15 protein-coding genes are annotated in these 18,428 nt (G+C 74.4%); 7 read left to right on the top strand and 8 right to left on the bottom strand.

What is annotated here, in order from left to right:
* Positions 1-24 precede the first annotated feature (24 nt).
* Together C3489_RS19220 and C3489_RS19215 are read left to right on the top strand one after the other, a co-directional pair.
* Positions 25-213 (top strand): hypothetical protein, encoded by a 189-nt coding sequence (locus tag C3489_RS19220; protein ID WP_103783104.1) that lies wholly within the window; start codon positions 25-27, stop codon positions 211-213.
* Positions 210-953, top strand: coding sequence for a hypothetical protein (locus C3489_RS19215; protein ID WP_103783103.1), 744 nt, complete (start codon positions 210-212; stop codon positions 951-953). Before C3489_RS19220 ends, C3489_RS19215 begins: the two co-directional genes overlap by 4 nt.
* Before the next feature lie 56 nt (positions 954-1,009).
* Here the strand turns inward: C3489_RS19215 and C3489_RS19210 are convergent, their stop codons facing one another.
* A complete protein-coding gene (locus tag C3489_RS19210; RefSeq protein ID WP_103783102.1) occupies positions 1,010-1,984 on the bottom strand; it encodes a LysR family transcriptional regulator in 975 nt (324 codons plus the stop codon).
* Between the two features lie 94 nt (positions 1,985-2,078).
* Here C3489_RS19210 and C3489_RS19205 point away from each other — a divergent pair, with 94 nt between their 5' ends.
* Complete coding sequence (locus C3489_RS19205) at positions 2,079-3,161, top strand: DMT family transporter (RefSeq protein WP_103783143.1); 1,083 nt, start codon at positions 2,079-2,081, stop codon at positions 3,159-3,161.
* A 19-nt stretch (positions 3,162-3,180) separates the two neighbouring features.
* Here the strand turns inward: C3489_RS19205 and C3489_RS19200 are convergent, their stop codons facing one another.
* Together C3489_RS19200 and C3489_RS19195 are read right to left on the bottom strand one after the other, a co-directional pair.
* Positions 3,181-3,903, bottom strand: a complete 723-nt coding sequence (locus C3489_RS19200; RefSeq protein WP_103783101.1) for a 3'-5' exonuclease — start codon at positions 3,901-3,903, stop codon at positions 3,181-3,183.
* Positions 3,904-4,009: 106 nt separating this feature from the next.
* Entirely contained in the window at positions 4,010-5,248 is a 1,239-nt protein-coding gene (locus tag C3489_RS19195) for an SAV2148 family HEPN domain-containing protein (protein ID WP_103783100.1), read from the bottom strand.
* A 407-nt stretch (positions 5,249-5,655) separates the two neighbouring features.
* On the opposite strand from C3489_RS19195, the gene glgX reads away from it, so the two are divergent.
* The 3 genes from glgX (at position 5,656) to C3489_RS19180 (ending at position 11,593) form a co-directional block, all read left to right on the top strand.
* Positions 5,656-7,767 (top strand): glycogen debranching protein GlgX, encoded by a 2,112-nt coding sequence (glgX, locus tag C3489_RS19190; RefSeq protein WP_103783099.1) that lies wholly within the window; start codon positions 5,656-5,658, stop codon positions 7,765-7,767.
* 94 nt (positions 7,768-7,861) lie between these two features.
* Positions 7,862-10,213, top strand: a complete 2,352-nt coding sequence (gene treY, locus C3489_RS19185) for a malto-oligosyltrehalose synthase (protein WP_103783098.1) — start codon at positions 7,862-7,864, stop codon at positions 10,211-10,213.
* A gap of 129 nt (positions 10,214-10,342) precedes the next feature.
* Positions 10,343-11,593, top strand: coding sequence for a M14 family zinc carboxypeptidase (locus C3489_RS19180; RefSeq protein WP_103783097.1), 1,251 nt, complete (start codon positions 10,343-10,345; stop codon positions 11,591-11,593).
* Between the two features lie 156 nt (positions 11,594-11,749).
* Here C3489_RS19180 and C3489_RS19175 read toward each other — a convergent pair whose 3' ends face one another.
* The 3 genes from C3489_RS19175 to C3489_RS19165 all read right to left on the bottom strand — a co-directional run bounded on the left by C3489_RS19175 (position 11,750) and on the right by C3489_RS19165 (position 14,200).
* Positions 11,750-12,172, bottom strand: a complete 423-nt coding sequence (locus C3489_RS19175) for an SSI family serine proteinase inhibitor (RefSeq protein WP_103783096.1) — start codon at positions 12,170-12,172, stop codon at positions 11,750-11,752.
* Entirely contained in the window at positions 12,169-13,491 is a 1,323-nt protein-coding gene (locus C3489_RS19170; RefSeq protein WP_103783142.1) for a M14 family zinc carboxypeptidase, read from the bottom strand. The genes C3489_RS19175 and C3489_RS19170 overlap by 4 nt, the downstream gene beginning before the upstream one ends.
* A gap of 157 nt (positions 13,492-13,648) precedes the next feature.
* Positions 13,649-14,200: a DUF1707 and FHA domain-containing protein gene (locus C3489_RS19165; protein ID WP_103783095.1), complete on the bottom strand. Its 552-nt coding sequence runs from the start codon at positions 14,198-14,200 to the stop codon at positions 13,649-13,651.
* Between the two features lie 188 nt (positions 14,201-14,388).
* Between C3489_RS19165 and treZ the strand changes: the two genes are divergently transcribed.
* Positions 14,389-16,134: a malto-oligosyltrehalose trehalohydrolase gene (gene treZ / locus C3489_RS19160; protein ID WP_103783094.1), complete on the top strand. Its 1,746-nt coding sequence runs from the start codon at positions 14,389-14,391 to the stop codon at positions 16,132-16,134.
* Positions 16,135-16,173: 39 nt separating this feature from the next.
* Here the strand turns inward: treZ and C3489_RS19155 are convergent, their stop codons facing one another.
* Together C3489_RS19155 and C3489_RS19150 are read right to left on the bottom strand one after the other, a co-directional pair.
* On the bottom strand, positions 16,174-17,103 hold the full coding sequence (locus tag C3489_RS19155) for a phosphotransferase family protein (RefSeq protein WP_103783093.1): 930 nt from the start codon (positions 17,101-17,103) through the stop codon (positions 16,174-16,176).
* Positions 17,104-17,154: 51 nt separating this feature from the next.
* Positions 17,155-18,282 (bottom strand): aminopeptidase P family protein, encoded by a 1,128-nt coding sequence (locus tag C3489_RS19150; RefSeq protein WP_103783092.1) that lies wholly within the window; start codon positions 18,280-18,282, stop codon positions 17,155-17,157.
* Positions 18,283-18,428 lie beyond the last annotated feature (146 nt).

Genomic DNA, 18,428 nt, shown 5'->3' with positions numbered 1-18,428 from the left:
CGTCGCTCAGACATACTCTGACGCATGAGCAACCCGGAGGATGCCGATCCGCCGATCCCGGCCGTGGGTGCCACGCGGATCACGGAGGACGGCGAACTGCAGTACTGGGACGGCACCGACTGGTCGCCCTATCTCCTGCTGGCCGACGGCGAGATGTTCCGCCACGCGGTGGTGTTCCGGGAGGACGACGCCGAGCGGGACGACGACCGGTGACCTCGCCCGTGCCGGACGCGGCCGCTGCCCTGACGGCCGCCGACCCCGCCGCCACGGGGCCCGCGGACGCGGTGGCCGATCTGCGGGCCACGGCCCGCTGGACGATCGCGGCCACGGCGGCGGTCGGCGCGCTGCTGCTGGGCGGCGGTCCGCTGGTGGCCGTCGGCAGGATCCACGGCTGGCAGGACGCCGCCGCGGCGTTCGGCGGGCTCGCGCTGGCGGTGCTCGGCATCGGCTGGGCCATCTGGCAGACCGGCGAGGCGCTGACGCCGCGCCTGGCCACGCTCGCCGATCTCTCCGCCCCCGGCATGGCCGGCCTGCGCGAGGCCGTCGCCCGTGATCCGTCCGCCTACTACGGCCCGTACGGCTCCCTGGACGAGCTGTCCGCCGGGCGCCGGCTGCACGAGAAGGTCGCGGCCGAGCTGGCGGTGCGGCTGGCCCGCGAACAGGACCCGGACCGCACGCGGGTGCTCCAGCAGGGCCTGGCCGACGCCCGCGCCAACGCCGCGCAGGCCGGCGCGCTGCAGCAGCGGCTGCTCACGCTGATCCACGCCTGGTCGGTGCGCAACGCGGTGCGCCGGGCGCGGGTGCACACACTGGCGGCCTTCGTGCTCGTGACCCTCGGCGCGGTGCTGTTCCTGACCGCGACGTACGAGGACACGCCCGCACAGCCGGCCAAGTCGGCGCGGGCGTCCTCCTCACCCGCCGGACTCACACCTGCCGCCGCCGTGTCACGCTGAGCGGCGGGAGGATGCCAGGCGGGAGCCAGGCGGGAGCCGGGCAGGAGCCGGGGCGATCACGTCGACGAGCCGCCGGCCCGCTCGGTGTCCCGCTCACCGGTGTCCCGCTCACCGGTGTCGCGCTCGCCGCTGTCCCGCCGGCTGATCGCGTGGGCCGCGCGGCGCAGTTCGGCCAGGACCGTGCGGACCGCCGTCCGGGCGGTGCGCTCGGGGCGGCACAGGACGTCGATGTGGCGGCGGGCCTGGACGCCGCCGAGCGGCCGCAGAACCAGGTCGGGATGCGGACGCATGGTCCAGCGGGGCATCAGGGCGATCCCGCCCCCCGCGGCGACGACCTCGGCGACCACCGCGAACTCGTTGATGCGGTGCGCCAGGTGCGGCCGACGCCCCGCCGCCGCGGCGATCGCGTCGATGACCGCCAGGACCGGGAAGCCGTCGTGCACGGTGATCCAGGGTTCGCCGGCCACGTCCCGCGGACTCAGCCGCCGCTTGGCCGCGAGCCGGTGGCCGGCGGGCAGTGCCACGTCGAGCGGCTCGCGCAGCAGCGTGGCCGCGGCGACCGTGGCCGGCCAGGGCGGGGCGTGCTCCAGCCGGTGGGCGAGCACCAGGTCGTAGGCACGGGTCAGCCGGGGGAAGTCCTCCTGCGCGACATCCTCGTCGGCGAGCGCGAGCCGCGGCATGCCCGGGCCCGCGAGGGCGTGCAGCAGCGGCGGGAAGAAGGCGGCGCCCGCGCTGTGGAACGCGGCCACCGACACCTCCGCGTCGGTGCGCCCCACGAACTCCTGCACGGCGTGCCGGGCCCGCTCCAGCGCCGTCTCCACGCCGACGGCCGCGGCCGCCAGCGCCTGACCGGCGTCGGTGAGCACCAGCCGCCGCCCCTGCCGTTCGGTCAGCGGCACCGGCATCGTGCTCTGGAGCAGCCGCAGCTGCTGGGAGATCGCCGACGGCGTCACCAGCAGTGCGTCGGCGACCGCGCTGACGCTGCCCAGCTCGCCGAGCTCCCGCAGGATCCGCAGCTGCCGTTCGTCCATTCCCGCAGTGTAGGGCGATGTTGTAGGACTGCTGAAAGATCGTTGAAGGAAGTGGTGCTGGGCTTCACGGTCGCCGCCGGTGCACGGTGGGCGGGTGTCCGACGCCCGCCGTACCGATGCGGTACTCCTCCTGGTCGCGCTCGTCTGGGGTTCGAGCTATCTCTCCGCCCAGACGGCCACGGCCGCGCTGCCCGTGCTGACGGTTCTCTTCGCCCGTTACGCCCTCTCCCTCCTGGCCTGCGCGGGCCTGATCGCCGGCCGCCGCGGGCCGCGCCGATTGCGCCGCGAGGAGCTGCGGGCGGGGCTGCCGCTCGGGCTCACCCAGGCGGCGGTCCTGGTCGTGGAGACCTATGGCGTCGCCCACACCACGGCCGCCAACGCGGGCCTGATCATCAGCCTGACCATCGTGCTCACCCCCCTCCTGGACCGCTCCGGGCACCCCGGCGGGCTGCCCGGTCCCTTCTACGCCGCCGCCGGTGTCTGCGTGCTCGCCGTGGCGCTGCTGATGGCCGGCGACGGTTTCCACGCGCCCCGCCTCGGCGATGTGCTGATGCTGGCCGCCGCCGGGGTGCGCGCGGCGCATGTCGCCCTGGTGGGCCGGCTCACCGCCCGCCGGGCCGTGCGCCCCCTGCATCTGACGGCGGTGCAGACGGCTGTCGGCACGGCGCTGTTCCTGCCCGCGACCGCCGCCGGTCTGCCGGACCTGGTCCACGCCCCCGCCGGCACCTGGGCTCAGCTGCTCTATCTCGCCCTGTTCTGCAGCGTGTTCGCCTTCCTGGCGCAGACCTGGGCGGTGCAGCGCACCTCGGCGAGCCGGGCGAGCCTGCTGCTGGGCACCGAACCGGTGTGGGCGGCGGTGGTGGGTGTGGTGCTCGGCGGCGAGCACGTCACCGTGTTCACGGGGCTGGGCGCGGCGCTGATGGTCGCGGGCACGTACTGGGGCCAGGCGGTGGAACGCGCGCATCGTGCGACGTCCGAGCTCCGTGCCGCCTATCCGTGCCCACGTCGACCGTCGTCCGCGACCCCCTCGCCGGCCCCGGCACCGAATGCGGCCCCGGCACCGAATGCGGCGCCGGCACCGGATGCGGCGTCGGCCGGCGGCCAGCCGGACGAGAGCCCGTCCCGACCGGTGCCCACCCTGCCGCTGACGTCGGCTCAGCTCGCCGCCGACCACTGACACCCCCGCACCCGGAGGGTCACACCCGCTCCCCCGCCACCTCCCTCAGCGGCCACGTGCCGTCCACCACCGCGTCCGTGTCGCCCTTGCGGCGCAGGAAGTCCTGGAAGTCCGCCGCCCACTGCGCGTACCACTCGACCTGGCGGCGGTGCAGCTCCGCCGGGCCGAGACCCGCGATCTTCGGGTGGCGGTCGGCTATCGCGCCGGCCAGGCGGGCCGCGGCGAGGGCGTCGGCGGACGCGTCGTGCGCGGCGTCGAGCGGGACGCCGTACTCCGCGCAGACCGCTTCGAGGTTGCGCTTGCCGCGGCGGTAGCGGTCGGCCCAGCGGTCGATGGTGTACGGGTCGACGACGGGCGCGGGGTCCTGGCCGCCGAGCCGGTCGCGCAGGGACGGCAGGCCGTACCGCAGCAGTTCGGCGGAGAGCAGGGTGAGGTCGAAGGCGGCGTTGTAGGCGACGACCGGCACGCCCGTCCTCCAGTAGCCGGTGAGGACGTCGGCGAGGGCGTCGGCGACCTGGTCCGCCGGTCTGCCCTCGGCCGCCGCGCGCTCGGTGCTGATGCCGTGCACCGCCACCGCGTCCGCGGGGATCTCCACGCCCGGGTCCGCGAGCCATTCCCGGTGCCCCAGCACCTGCCCGGCCCTGACCTCGATGACGGCGCCGGTGACGATGCGCGCCTCACGCGGATCCGTGCCGGTGGTCTCCAGGTCGAAGCCGATGAGCAGCTCGCGGTGCCAGGCCATGGCGGCCCCCCTTCTCGGTGGTGCTGTCCCCCAGTGGCCTCCACCATCGCATGGGCCACTGACAATCGGACTCGCGCCCGCCACCCGGCCCCCGGCCGGGGACACTTCAGGACACCGGCCGCGAATCCGCCCAAGCCAGTTCGAACTCCTCCCGGTAGGTGGAGAAGAGGCCGCCGTCCTCGACGCCCTCCGCCTTCACCACCCGGTTGCCGCCCCGCAGCACCAGCACCGGCGCCTCCATGCCCCGCGCCCGCCGCAGATACGACTGCACGACCGCGACGCCGTCCGAGCCGTCGCCGTCGACGAGGTAGGCGGTGAAGCGCGGGGTGTCGTCGTAGACCTGGATCTCGAAGGCGCCGGGGTCGCGCAGCCGGGCCCGCACCCGGCGCATGTGCAGGATGTTCATCTCCACCGAGCGGCTCAGCTCGCCCCGCTTCAGGCCCAGTTCCCGCTCGCGCCGCTTCACCGCGCTGGAGGCCGGGTTCAGGAACAGCAGCCGGACCCGGGCGCCGGCCTCGGCGAGGCGGACCAGGCGGCGCCCGGAGAAGTTCTGCACGAGCAGGTTGAGGCCGATGCCGATGGCGTCGAGCCGGCGGGCCTGGCCGAAGAAGTCCTCGGCCGGGAACTGGCGCAGCAGCCGCACCCGGTCCGGGTGCACGGCGACGACGTCCGCGTACCGGTCGCCGACGAGGTCCTCGACGGCGTCGACCGGCAGCCGCCGGGCGGAGGGCACGTCGCCGCTGGTGCCGAGCATCTCCAGCAGCCGGGCGGAGGCCCGTTCGGCCTGGCCGAGGACGGCCTCGGACAGCGCGCGGTTGCGGGAGACGACGTTGCGGGTCACCTCCAGCTCGTCGAGGGCTAGTTCGACGTCGCGGCGGTCGTCGAAGTACGGCTCGAAGCACGGCCAGTGCTGCACCATCAGCTCGCGCAGCTGCGGCAGTGTCAGGAAGCTGATGACGTTGTCGTCGGCCGGGTCGAGCAGATAGCCCTTGCGGCGGCTGACCTCGCGGACGGCGGCCGCGCGCTGCACCCACTCCTGTCCGGCGGGCCCGGCGGCGGCGACCACCCAGTCGTCGCCGTGCACGGGCTCGTACACGGGCCGCAGCACGGCGGCGACGACGGCGCGCAGCCGCTGCTCGACGAGGTTGAGCCAGATGTAGGCCCGGCCGGCCCGCTGGGCGCGGGTGCGCACCTCGCGCCAGGCGTCGGCGTCCCAGTCCAGCTCCGGCCCGATGGCACCCGTCTGCATGGGCCTGGCCAGCGACACCGTGCCGGGCGGGACCTCTGCGGAGTTCCCCTCGTGACCCTCGTCACCAGGGGGCAGCTCCAGCTCTCCCGAGCCCACCCGCGCACCGCCTTCCGCTCCCCCGAGCACTCCCCGCTCTCAACGATCAAGGAAGGGTACTCCGCGAGCACCCGGCGATGCAGCCGGATGGACAGGGTCGCCCCCCAACTGCGTGGAAGTACGGGGCCGTTCCGCGCGGGCGGGGCCGGTGGAGTGAGCGGATTCATAGCGGGCGGCGGTCGCGGCCGTACGACCCTTCCGCCCCTCTGTACGCACAAGCGTTCCCCTCCCCCCTGCACCCCACTGACCAAGCTCTGCCACTCCTGTACACCCCTGCACGGAAATCCACCGTTCCACCCAGGTCGCCCGGTAAACGGGATGTACGTCATAGGTGGTTCCGGCAGTTTCGGGGAGACTCGCTGGCAAGGCGCTCCCTACGGCGCCCCACACCTGAAAGAGTCGTATCCATGCAGGTCTGGCCAGGCGAGGCGTATCCACTCGGTGCCACCTATGACGGCGCCGGAACGAATTTCGCGGTCTTCACGGAGGCCGCGGACCGAGTAGAGCTGTGTCTGCTGCACGACGACGGCTCGGAGACGGCGATCGAGCTGCGCGAGAGCGACGCGTTCGTGCGGCACGCGTACGTGCCGGGCGTGATGCCCGGACAGCGCTACGGCTACCGGGTGCACGGCCCCTACGCGCCCGAGCGCGGGCTGCGGTGCAACTCGGCGAAGCTGCTCCTGGACCCGTACGCGCGTGCGATCAGCGGCTCCATCCACTGGGGCGAGGAGGTGTACGGCTACCACTTCGACGCCCCCGACAAGCGCAACGACCTGGACTCGGCGCCCCACACGATGACGTCGGTCGTGGTCAACCCCTACTTCGACTGGGGCGACGACCGCAGTCCGCGCACCGAGTACCACCACACGGTGATCTACGAGGCCCATGTGAAGGGCCTGACCATGCGGCATCCGGGGCTGCCCGAGGAGCTGCGCGGCACCTACGCGGCGCTCGCCCACCCGGTGGTCATCGATCACCTGGTGGAGCTGGGGGTGACCGCGCTGGAGCTGATGCCGGTGCACCAGTTCGTCAACGACCACCGGCTGGTCGACCTGGGCCTGAACAACTACTGGGGCTACAACACAATCGGTTTCTTCGCCCCGCACAACGCCTACGCCTCCTGGGGCGACCGCGGACAGCAGGTGCTGGAGTTCAAGTCGGCGGTGCGGGCCCTGCACGAGGCCGGCATCGAGGTGATCCTGGACGTCGTCTACAACCACACCGCCGAGGGAAACCACCTGGGGCCGACGCTGTCCTTCAAGGGCATCGACAACCCGCGCTACTACCGGCTCGCGGACGACCCCCGCTACTACATGGACACCACCGGCACCGGGAACTCGCTGCTCATGCGGTCCCCGCACGTGCTGCAGCTGATCATGGACTCGCTGCGGTACTGGGTGACCGAGATGCACGTCGACGGGTTCCGCTTCGACCTCGCGGCGACGCTGGCTCGACAGTTCCACGAGGTGGACCGGCTGTCGTCGTTCTTCGACCTGGTCCAGCAGGACCCGGTGGTCTCCCAGGTGAAGCTGATCGCCGAACCCTGGGACGTGGGCGAGGGCGGCTACCAGGTGGGGAACTTCCCGCCGCTGTGGACCGAGTGGAACGGCAAGTACCGCGACACCGTGCGCGACCTGTGGCGGGGCGAACCGCGCACCCTGGCGGAGTTCGCCTCCCGGCTGACCGGCTCCTCCGACCTCTACCAGGACGACGGCCGCCGGCCACTGGCCTCGATCAACTTCGTGACCTGCCACGACGGCTTCACCCTGCACGACCTGGTGTCGTACAACGACAAGCACAACGAGGACAACGGCGAGGACAACCGCGACGGCGAGAGCCACAACCGGTCGTGGAACTGCGGCGCCGAGGGCGAGACCGACGACCCCAAGGTGCTCCAGCTGCGCGCACGGCAGATGCGCAACTTCATCGCCACGCTGATGCTGTCCCAGGGCGTGCCCATGATCAGCCACGGGGACGAGTTCGCGCGCACCCAGAAGGGCAACAACAACGCCTACTGCCAGGACAACGACCTGGCGTGGGTGAAGTGGCCCGAGGACGGCGGGCACCCCATGCTCGACTTCACCCGGGCGATGGTGTGGCTGCGCCGCGACCACCCGGTCCTGCGGCGGCGCCGCTTCTTCCACGGCCGCCCTGTGGAGGGCACCCACGACGACCTGTCCGACATCGCCTGGTTCACTCCGGAGGGCCGGGAGATGACCCAGCGGGACTGGGAGTCCTCGCCCGCCTCGGCGCTGACCGTGTTCCTCAACGGCAACGCGATCTCCGAGCCGGGCCAGCGCGGGGAGCGCATCACGGACGACTCGTTCCTGCTGATGTTCAACGCCTCGCCGAAGCCGCTGGACTTCGTCGTGCCGGTCGATCACGGCCGGCAGTGGGAGGTCGTCGTCGACACCGCCCTGCCGGAGGGCGTCCCGCCGGACTCGGGCACCAAGGTGCAGGCCGGCGAGAAGCTGACCCTGGTGGACCGCAGCCTGACCGTGCTGCGCCGCCCGGCCTAGCGGGGCACGCGCGCGGGGCAGCCGGCCACGCGCGCGTGCGCGGGTGGAGGACGCCGATGACACGAAAGGCGGCAGGGCGGGTACGTACGTTTCCATGACACCCGAGCGAAACGCCCCCCTCGTGCCGACGGCCACCTACCGGCTGCAGCTGCAGCCGGCGTTCCCGTTCGCCGCCGCCGCGGCGGCCGTGCCGTACCTCTCCTCGCTCGGCGTGTCCCACCTGCACCTGTCGCCCGTCCTTGAGGCCGTGCCCGGCTCGGCGCACGGCTATGACGTGGTCGACCACGCGCGCGTGCGCGAAGAGCTGGGCGGCGAGGAGGGGCTGCGCGCCCTCGCCCGCACCGCGCGCGAGCACGGCCTCGGCCTGATCGCGGACATCGTGCCGAACCACATGGCCATGGCCCCGCGCCACAACCACGCGCTGTGGGAGGTGCTCAGAGAGGGGCCGAAATCGCCGTACGCGCGCTGGTTCGACATCGACTGGGAGGCGCAGGACGGCCGGCTGCTGCTGCCCGTGCTGGGGGCTCCGCTGGGAGACGTCATCGGCGAGCTGCGCGTCGACGGCGACGTACTGCGCTACTACGACCACGTCCTGCCGCTGCGCGAGGGCACCGAGGACCTGCCGCTGCCGCAGCTGCTGGACGCCCAGTTCTACCGCCCGGTGTGGTGGCGGCTGGCCCGCACCGAGCTGAACTACCGGCGCTTCTTCAGCATCTCCGAGCTGATCGGGGTGCGGGTGGAGGACCCGGAGGTCTTCGACGCCACACACGGCAAGATCCTCCAGCTGCTCCGGGAGGGCGTGCTCGACGGGCTGCGCGTCGACCACCCGGACGGGCTCGCCGACCCCGGCGCCTATCTGCGGCGGCTGCACGAGGCGACCGGGGGCCGCTGGACGGTCGTGGAGAAGATCCTCTCCGGCGGCGAGCGCCTTCCGGCCTCCTGGCCCGTCGCGGGCACCACCGGCTACGACGCCCTGCGGCACATCGACGGACTGTTCGCGGACCCGGCGGGAGCGGAGGACCTCCTCGCCGCCTACCGGCGGTTCGCGGCGCCGCAGACCGACCGGGGCGGCGACTGGGCGGCGACGGCCCGCCGGGCGGCGTACGGCGTGCTCACGCACGAGCTGGCCACCGAGGTCGACCGGCTCACCCGGACGGCGTACCGGGCGTGCATGGGCTCGCCCGACCCTGCGCTGCGCGACCGCGCGCCCTGGGCGCTGCGCACCGCCCTGCAGGAGCTGCTGGTGCGCCTTGAGGTGTACCGGCCCTACACCACCGCCGACGCCGCGACGGTGATCACCGAGGAGGCGGCCGAGGAGGCCCGGCAGGCGTTCCTCGTGCCCGAGGAGGCCGGTGCCGTCGACGTCGTGCGCGGCCTGCTGCTCGGCCGGTACGGCGACGGGCCCGACCAGGTGGAGGTGCGCACCCGGTTCGCGCAGACGGCGTCGGCGCTGCGCGCCAAGTCGGTGGAGGACACGGCGTTCTACCGGTACGTACCGCTGCTGTCGGCCACCGAGGTGGGCGGCGAGCCGGACGCCCCGGCGGTCTCCCCGCAGGACTTCCACGCCTACTGCGCGCGCGTGCAGCGCGACTGGCCCGCCACCGGGACCGTCGTCACCACGCACGACACCAAGCGCAGCGCCGACGTCCGCGCGGCCCTCGCGGTGCTCACCGAGTGCCCGGAGCGCTGGGCGGAGCTGCTGGCCGACGTCACCCGCGCCGAGGAAAGGATGCCCGACGCGCAGCTGGCGTGGGCGGCCTGGCAGACGGTGTTCGGGCTGGGCCCGGCCGACCCGGAACGGGTGCGGGAGGCGCTGCTGAAGCATGTGCGGGAGGCGGGCCTGTACACGAGCTGGACGGAGCAGGAGCCGCCGTACGAGGAGGCGGTGGCCGCGTTCGTGGCGGCGGGGCCGTGCGGGGCCCCGGGCGAGCGCGTCGCCGCCTTCCGGGCGGAGCTGGCCGAGCACATCCGGGCCAACGTGCTGGGCACCGCGCTGGTGCAGCTGACGATGCCGGGCGTCCCGGACGTCTACCAGGGCACCGAGGCCGAGTACCGGGCGCTGGTCGACCCCGACAACCGGCGGCCGGTGTCCTTCCCGCCGGCGGACCCCGGCGCCAAGGGCGCGGTGACCGCGGCGGCGCTGCGGCTGCGCCGCCGTCGTCCCGAGGTCTTCGGCCCTTCCGCCACCTACGAGCCGCTGCCGGCCGAGGGCCCGGCGGCGGATCACTGCGTGGCGTTCGCCCGCTCCGGCCGGACCGTCACGGCGGTGACCCGGCTGTCCCTGCGGCTGGCGGAGTCCGGCGGCTGGCGGGACACGGCCCTGACGCTGCCCCCGGGCCGGTGGACGGACGCGCTGACCCCCGACCGCCGGTTCGAGGGCCACGTACGCGTGGCGGACCTGTTCACCCCCCTGCCGGTGGCCCTGCTGGAGCGGGCGGAGGACTGAGGACTCGACGGGCCGGGACCGCCTCCGCCAGGCCGGTCGGCCGGTGCTGGAGGCGGTTGCTCCATGTTCTTGACAGCGCCCCGTGTACGTGGGGTACTGCCAGGGCGAGGCCGGGACGACGAGTCGGGGGTGAGTCTCCTGCCGGAGCTGCGCTACCCCAGTGTTCCCGAACTGGTGGCGTCCGCACGGGCGCTGACCGCGGAACGACCCGGCCTGTGCGCGCTGCGCCAGGTGGGCCTCTCCCGGGCGGGACGCCCGCTGCACCTGCTGTCCGTGGGCCGCGCCCGGCGTGCCGTGCTCGTCGTCGCCGGCGCCCACGCCAACGAGCCGACCGGCGGTGCCACCCTGCGTCTGCTGGCGGAACGGGCCGTACGGGAGAGCTCCCTGCGGGACGGCGTCTCCTGGCACTTCCTGCTGTGCGCGGACCCCGACGGAGCCAGCCTGCACACCACCCCGGCGCCGCGCAGCCTGTTCGACTACCACCGGTACTTCTTCCGGCCCGCCGGGCCCGAGCAGCCCGAGTGGTCGCCCTCGGTCCTGCCGCCGGACCGGCTGCCACCGGAGACCCGCGCCCTGACGTCGGTGATCGACGAGGTGCGCCCCTACTTGCAGATCAGTCTGCACGGCACCGATCTCGGCGGCACCTGGGTGCAGTTGACGCGGGACATCCCGGGGCTCGCCGAGCCGTTCGCCAAGTCCGCGGCCGAGCTGCACATACCGGTGGAGGCGGGCGCCTCGGACGCGGCCGGCTGGCCCGCGTCGGGGCCGGGTGTGCACGTCATGCCCGCTCCCGGGGCGGGCGCGGCGTACCCGAGCATGCCGGACGACGCCCGGCAGAGCACCTGGTACCACGCGCACCGGTACGGCGGGCTCACCGCGATCGTCGAGGTGCCGATGTGGGCGAGCGACCTGGTCGGCGACCCGGCGCCGCACCCCGCCCCGGCCGCCGCGCTGGGCCGGCTCGCGCACCGGCTGCGCACCGACGCGCTGCTGGTCGAGGAGGTGTTCGCGCAGGCGCAGCCGCGGCTGGCGGACCGCGACGATCCGCTGCTGCGGGCGGCCCGGTGGGCGCTGGAGCTGGTGCCGGGCCTCGCCGAGGACTGGGTCCGCACCCCGCCCGCCGACACGACGATGGCGTACGTCGGCAGCGTGGACGCCTTCGCGCGGCGGCTGCCCCTGCGGGCGGCGGCGATGCTGCTGCGGGTGCTGCGGGAGGGCGACGACCGGGCGGCGCCTCGCCTGGAGCGGCTCGTGGCCCACTGGAGCGAGAGCTTCGCGCGCCGCTTCCACGCCCGCTGGGTGCCCGTACGGAACCAGATCGAGCACCAGTCCCGCACGGTCGTCACAGCGGCCCGCCAGGCCCGCGACACCGCCGGCTGACACCGGCCCGACGCGCCCGCCCACCCGTCCCTCAGTGGAGCACCCGCCCCGACGACCACGCGCGCGTGCGCGCCGAGCACCACGCCGTCCCGCGCTGCACACGCACCCCACCTGCCACGCGCGCGCGTGACGACACCCGTCACGCGCGCGTACCGCTCAGCCCCGCATCCGCCCACCCCCGCCGTCAACCGCGAACACCGCCCCCGTCCGGGCGGTCATCTCGCAGCGGTTGGCGAACGTCTCCCGGTACGCGACCGGGCGGCCGTGCCACCGGCCGCGGGCCTCGGCGGTCACGGGGGCGTAGATCAGCGGGCAGATGGCGTCCTTCTCGGTCGGGAGGGCGCCGATGTCACCGTCCACGGAGGCCAGCTGGGCGCAGGCCTCGGCCGCACGGGTGTGGCCGCGCGGCGGGTCGCACCGCAGCAGGGCACGGAGGGCGTCGCCCGCGTCGCCGCGGGTGACGGTGAGCCGGAGCCAGTCGCCGTGCCGCGTGGCGAGGGCGGTGCCGGGCGCCGCCGCGGTCAGGACGGCGGTCGCCGCGAGCAGCCCGGCCGCCGCCGATCGTGTCAGATGGGTCATTCCCGGTGCATCGGCACGGCCCGCCCGGAACCCCAGCCCGGCTCACCCGAACGGGAGCGCGCGGACGCCTGTTCGCCGGCCAGTTCGAACGCGGCGAGCACCACGCGGGACTGGTACTCCACCTGGCGTACGACCGGTATCCAGCGCGCCCCGCAGCCGTCGCGGTAGTCGGCGCAGCCGGTGTCGATGAGCCGGTCCAGCTCGGGCAGCGCGCCCGCCGGATCGCGCCCGCTGCGGGTGACCAGCCGGTGCAGCAGTCCGGCGGTGCGCAGGACCAGCCGCCGCCCGGCGATGCGCAGCGCGGCGAGGTGGGCGTTGCTCAGCGGTGGCAGGGAGTGGCCGGGGACGGCGGTGTCGGGGTCCCAGGCGTCCGCCAGGCCGGGGCAGACGAGTAAATAGTCGTCGACGGGGGCGAGCAGCCGCGCCGCGTCCGGGGTGCCGGTGACGTGCGGCCGGATGCGGGCGAGGAGGCGCTCCAGGAGCCGTGTCTCGTGTCGCAGCGTCGCGCTCACCGCGCGCAGCACCGCGTCGGCGTCGGCGGGCGCGGAGTCGTCCTCGACGGCTGCCACGCCCCACATGGGCGCCTCGACGATCGCGGTGAGGGTGCCGTGCCGGTGCGGATGGAACCAGGTGGACTGCACGGCCGCCTCGGTGATGGCCGCGGCCAGGTCCCGGGGGCGCGGCGGCGGGATCCGGTAGACGGCCGGGCCGAGGCTCGGCCAGTACAGGGTGTCGTAGGGGCCGAGCTCGCGGGGGATGCCGAGGCGGGCGGCGGCCCGGGCGACCCGCTGGTCGAGTCCGGGCAGTTCACGGGTGACCTCGACGAAGCCGCCGCCGATGTCCACGCCGTGCAGGGACGCCTGGAAGAAAGGTTTCAGCTCGTCCTGGAGCGCGAGCAGCGCCCGGGTCTCGGGCAGCGCGGCGGCCTGGGCGCCGTCCGGCAGCCACTCGGGCTGCTCACGGAAGCCGGGGCGGAAGAAGTGCCGGAAGTAGCGGCCGAGCGTGTACGGGCCCGCGAGCCAGCCCTCGTTGCGGCGCAGGGCGTCGGGGTCGAGGCACAGCAGCAGGTTCCAGGTGGCGTCGGCGCCCTCGGTCAGGCTCGGTTCGGCCAGCGCGCGTTCGGCCAGCCGCAGGACGGTGGCACCGCCCACGGGTTCGTTGGCGTGCGGTCCGGCGACGACGAGCGCCTGGCGGCTGCCGTGGCCGACGGAGAGCAGCCACAGCGGCTCGCCCGCGCGGGAGGTGCCGACGCGGCGCAGCCGGGCGTCCCGGGGGCGGTCGGCGGCCAGTGCGGCGGCGCGGGCGGCCAGCTCGTCCACACCCGGGTAGCGCAGGAGCGGCGGCAGGGCACACCTCCACGTGCGGTACCGGCGGTTCACCTGGTGTCCATGGTGTACGCACAGTCAGTCACGGCTCGGCGGGTACGTCAACACCACGGTCGCCCGGCATACTTGGGCGACCGACGGAATCCCGAGGTCACTGCCCGGCGAGCCGGAACCCCATCTGCCCGAAGGACACCAGGTCGCCCTCGCGCACGACCGCGGCGCCGACGACGCGGCGGCCGTTGACCGTGGTGCCGTTGGTCGAGCCGAGATCCCGCAGCACCCACATGCCGCCCTGGCGCCGCAGTTCGGCGTGCACCCGGGAGACCGTCTCGTGGTTGAGCCGCAGACCACTCGCGGGGTCGCGGCCGATGCGCAGCGGGTGGCGGCTGCCGGGGTGGGGCAGCAGCAGCTTGGGCAGCCGCTCGGCCTGCCAGGCCCTGCGCAGCCGTACGGTGAAGCCCGAGACGGCCTCGACGGCGCCGAACAGGGCGCGGGAGAGACGGCCGTCCTGCGGCAGATCGGCGGTGAGCGCGGCGAGCTCGTCGGCATGGCGCGCGGCCAGCGCCAGCTCCATGCGCCGCACGAAGGTGTCCTGCGACAGCCGGCCCAGGGCGACGCCGTCGCGCAGCACCTTCAGCGCGTGGTCGCGCTCCGCGTCGGACAACCGCGCGGGGTACGTGGGGAACTCGAAGGACGACGTCACAGTCGTGATTGTCGGTCAGCACACGCGGAGGTGTCCAGAAAACGGGACATCGGCCGCCACGCGCGCGTACCGCTCGGCCCCCGCGGGCGGCGACACCCCGCAAAAGGGAGGATTCGAAAGCGGATTGACCGGGTGTGACGCACCATGGACGGGCTACATCACGGTGAGCAGACGAAGGGGAACCGTCCGTGCAGTTCGAGGTGTGGGCACCGCAGGCCGATCACGTGACGCTGACGTGCGACGGCGTCACGAGCGCGATGGAACGCGATCCGGAGCGAGCGGGGTGGTGGACCGGCGAGGCGCGGGCGCGCGACGGCTCACGGTACGGCTTCGCGCTGGACGACGGGCCCGTGCTGCCCGATCCGCGCTCGCGCCGGCAGCCGGACGGACCGGACGGGCTGAGCGCGGTCGTCGACCAGGCGCGCTACGCGTGGCGCACACCGTGGGCGGGACGGCCGTTGCCGGGCGCGGTGCTGTACGAGCTGCACGTGGGCACCTACACGCCCGAGGGCACCCTGGACGCGGCCGCCGAGCGGCTCGGGCACCTCGCCGAACTGGGCGTCACGCACGTGGAGTTGATGCCGCTGTGCCCGTTTCCCGGGCGGCACGGCTGGGGCTACGAGGGTGTCTCCCTGTGGGCCGTGCACGAGCCGTACGGCGGTCCCGAGGCGCTGAAGCGGTTCGTCGACCGGGCGCACGAGCTGGGCCTCGGCGTCGTGCTGGACGTGGTGCACAACCACTTCGGGCCGTCCGGCAACCACCTGCCCGCCTTCGGCCCCTACCTCACCGACACCCACCACACCCCGTGGGGCGCCGCGGTGAACCTGGACGCGCCCGGCTCGGACGAGGTGCGCGCCTACCTGGTGGGCAGCGCGCTGGCGTGGCTGCGGGACTACCGCCTGGACGGGCTGCGGCTGGACGCCGTGCACGCGCTGGTCGACACGCGCGCGTGCCACTTCCTGGAGGAGCTGTCGGCGGCCGTGGACGCGCTGGCCGCGGAGACGGGCCGGCCGCTGTTCCTGATCGCCGAGTCCGATCTGAACGACCCGCGGCTGATCACCCCGCGCGAGGAGCACGGCCTCGGTCTGCACGCCCAGTGGAACGACGACTTCCACCACGCCCTGCACTCCGCGCTGACCGGCGAGTCCCAGGGCTACTACGCCGACTTCGGGCGGGCCCCGCTCGCCGCCCTCGCCAAGACCCTGACCGGCGGTTACTTCCACGACGGCACGTACTCCTCCTTCCGCGGCCGCTCGCACGGGCGCCCGCTGGACCGCTCCCGGGTGGCCGCGCACCGGCTGCTGGGCTACAGCCAGACCCACGACCAGGTCGGCAACCGTGCCCAGGGCGACCGGCTGGCGGCGGCCCTGACCCCTGGGCTGCAGGCCTGCGCGGCCACGCTGGAGCTGACCGCGCCCTTCACGCCGATGCTGTTCATGGGCGAGGAGTGGGCCGCCTCCACGCCGTGGCAGTTCTTCACCGACCACACCGATCCGGAGCTGGCGGAGGCGGTACGGCGCGGCCGGCGGCGGGAGTTCGCGCAGCACGGGTGGGCCGAGGAGGACGTGCCCGACCCGCAGGACCCGGCGACCCGGGACCGCTCCTGCCTGGACTGGGCCGAGCCGCGGCGCGAGCCGCACGCGCGCGTGCTGGCCTGGTACCGGCAGCTGATCACCCTGCGGCACACCCAGCCCGACCTCACCGATCCGGATCTCGCCGACGCCAAGGTGGCCTTTGACGAGGACGCCCGCTGGCTCGCCTTCCGGCGCGGCGACGTACGCGTGGCGGTGAACCTCGGCAAGGAGCCGGCGGCGATCCCGCTGGGCACGCGGCCCGCCCGGGTGCTCGCCGCGTGGGAGCCGGTCGAGGGACCGGACGGGAACGGGGTGCTGCACCTGCCCGCCGAGTCGAGCGTGGTGCTGGAGCAGGCGTAAGCGCTTACACGCAGTCGGCGCCCCCGGCCCCCGGCGCTCCTACCCGTCCTCCCGCAGCTCCGTCACCCGTTCCAGCAGGATCGCCTCCCAGGCCCGCTGCAGCTGGGTCTGGAGGAGTTCCAGGGAGCTGTCGTCGCGGCCCTCGATCCGTTCGGCGAGGCGGATGACGCTGTCGCAGCGGGCCAGCCACAGGCCGCGCAGGCAGGGCCGGGCGCCGTACCCGGCGAGGGTCGCGGCGCGCACGGCGGCCCCGGAGCCGACGGCGAGCGCGAGGCCGGCGATGTCCTCGGCCGGGTCGCCGAGGACGACGCCGGTCCAGTCCAGGACGCCGCGCACCCGGCCGTCGGCGCTGACCACGAGGTGCTCGCCCTTGAGGTGGTGGTGGACGAGGACGGCGGTGCCCGCCTGCGCGGCGAGCTGGGCCGCGCCGGGCGGGGTGAGCTGCGCCAGCCGCGCGGGGTCGAACTCCTCGGCGGTGCCCAGGGTCCGGGCGGCGGGCACGGCCATGCGGCGCAGCGCCTCCAGGGAGCGCGGGGCGGCGCGCGGCACGCCGAGCGTCTCGGCCTGGCGGGCGGGCACCGCGCGCAGCCCGGTGAGGAAGCCGGCGAGGTCGGCCTCGCCGATCGCGGAGACGTCGTGCTCCTCGGCCGTACCGCCCGGCACCAGGGTGTCGAGGGTGTAGGTCAGGCCGGGGCTCCACTCCCCGTGGGCCACGCTGGTGGGCACGGCCACGGGCAGGTGCGGGCGGACCAGGTCGCGCAGGCGCAGTTCGCGGCGCTGCCGGGCGGCGGCCTCACGGTCGGGGGCGAGGCGCAGCACATGGCGGGTGCCCACCCACCAGGTGCAGTGCTCGCCGCCTTCGGAGACGGGCCGGACGTCGGGGCCGGAGGTGTCGTTCCCGGCGTCCTTCAGCAGGGTGCGGACCAGTCTGCGGACGGTGTCCGCGGTGGGTGTCGGTGCCTGGGTCATGTCGCGCCGTCGTCACTCGCTCGATGGGTGATGGTGGTGTCGGTGTCGTCCTCAGTCCACTATGACCATCTCGCGGGTGGTGTTGTTCAGCCGCCGGCCGCCGTCCTCGGTGACGGTCACGATGTCCTCGATGCGCACCCCGAACCGGCCGGGCAGGTAGATGCCGGGCTCCACGGAGAAGCACATGCCGGGCACGAGCGGCTGCTCCTCGCCCTCGATCATGTAGGGCGGCTCGTGCGTGGTGACGCCGATGCCGTGGCCGGTGCGGTGGATGAAGTACTTCCCGTACCCGGCGTCCTCGATGACCTTGCGGGCGGCGCGGTCGACCTCCTGGCAGGCGACGCCGGGGCGCACGGCGGCGCAGCCGGCCTCCTGCGCCTCGCGCACGATGTCGTGGACCCGGCGTTCCTCGTCGGTGGGTTCGCCGACGTGGACGGTGCGGGTGGTGTCGGAGCCGTAGCCGTCCTTGAGGCCGCCGAAGTCGAGGACGACCATGTCGCCGCGTTCGATGACGCGGTCGCCGACCTCGTGGTGCGGGTTGGCGCCGTTGGGTCCTGAGCCGACGATGGTGAAGTCGACCTGGGAGTGGCCGAAGCGGCGCAGCAGGTCGGCGAGGTCGGCGCCGACCTCGCGTTCCCGGCGGCCGGCGAAGGGAACCGTGCGGATCTCCTCGAACGCCGCGTCGGCGGCGGCGCCCGCGGCGGCCAGGAGCCGCAGCTCGGCGGCGTCCTTGACGGCCCGCAGCATCGGCAGGGCGTCGGTGAGCGCGGCGTAGGAGCTGCCGGGCAGGGCCCGCTGAAGGCCCAGCAGGTGCAGGGCCCAGGTGTTGTCGCTGATGCCGAACCGGCCGCCCGCGTCGAGGAGGTCCGCGGTGGCGGCGTAGGGGTCGGTGCCGTCGGTCCAGTCGCGCAGGGTCAGGGCGGACGCGCCGGCCGCGTGGGCGGCGTCCGGGGCCTCCAGGGTGGGCACGACGAGGACCGGGTCGCGTCCGGGGGCGAGGACCAGCAGGGTGAGACGCTCGGTGACGGCGGTGGGCGCGTAGCCGGTGAGCCACACCAGGTCGGGCCCCGGTGCGACGAGCAGCCCGGCGAGGCCCGCGTCGGCGGCGGTGCGCGCGGCGCGCTCCATCCGGGCCCGGTAGTCCTCGGCGCCGAACGGTGCGGGCGCGGTGCCGGTCATCGGCCTCTCCTGTCTGACGAAGGGTCTGCCCGGACGTCGTCGACCGGACTTCCGGAAGGATCAGTCTCGCCTGGCAGCATCCTGCCCGCCCCGAGGGGGCCACGCGAGCCGGTTTCCCCACCCGTGACCGACGGCGGCTCGTTGCC

The sequence above is a fragment of the Streptomyces sp. Ru71 genome, assembly GCF_002920535.1.
GTDB lineage: Bacteria > Actinomycetota > Actinomycetes > Streptomycetales > Streptomycetaceae > Streptomyces.
The sequence above is the reverse complement of the archived record's forward strand: the minus strand, read 5'-3'. Positions and strand labels throughout refer to the sequence as shown.

Bases quoted from the DNA above. Each gene is read 5' to 3' on its own strand.
- C3489_RS19220 (WP_103783104.1), top strand. From the start codon at position 25: ATGAGCAACCCGGAGGATGCCGATCCGCCGATCCCGGCCGTGGGTGCC.
- C3489_RS19210 (WP_103783102.1), bottom strand. From the start codon at position 1,984: ATGGACGAACGGCAGCTGCGGATCCTGCGGGAGCTCGGCGAGCTGGGC.
- C3489_RS19200 (WP_103783101.1), bottom strand. From the start codon at position 3,903: ATGGCCTGGCACCGCGAGCTGCTCATCGGCTTCGACCTGGAGACCACC.
- glgX (WP_103783099.1), top strand. From the start codon at position 5,656: ATGCAGGTCTGGCCAGGCGAGGCGTATCCACTCGGTGCCACCTATGAC.
- treY (WP_103783098.1), top strand. From the start codon at position 7,862: ATGACACCCGAGCGAAACGCCCCCCTCGTGCCGACGGCCACCTACCGG.
- C3489_RS19175 (WP_103783096.1), bottom strand. From the start codon at position 12,172: ATGACCCATCTGACACGATCGGCGGCGGCCGGGCTGCTCGCGGCGACC.
- C3489_RS19155 (WP_103783093.1), bottom strand. From the start codon at position 17,103: ATGACCCAGGCACCGACACCCACCGCGGACACCGTCCGCAGACTGGTC.
- C3489_RS19150 (WP_103783092.1), bottom strand. From the start codon at position 18,282: ATGACCGGCACCGCGCCCGCACCGTTCGGCGCCGAGGACTACCGGGCC.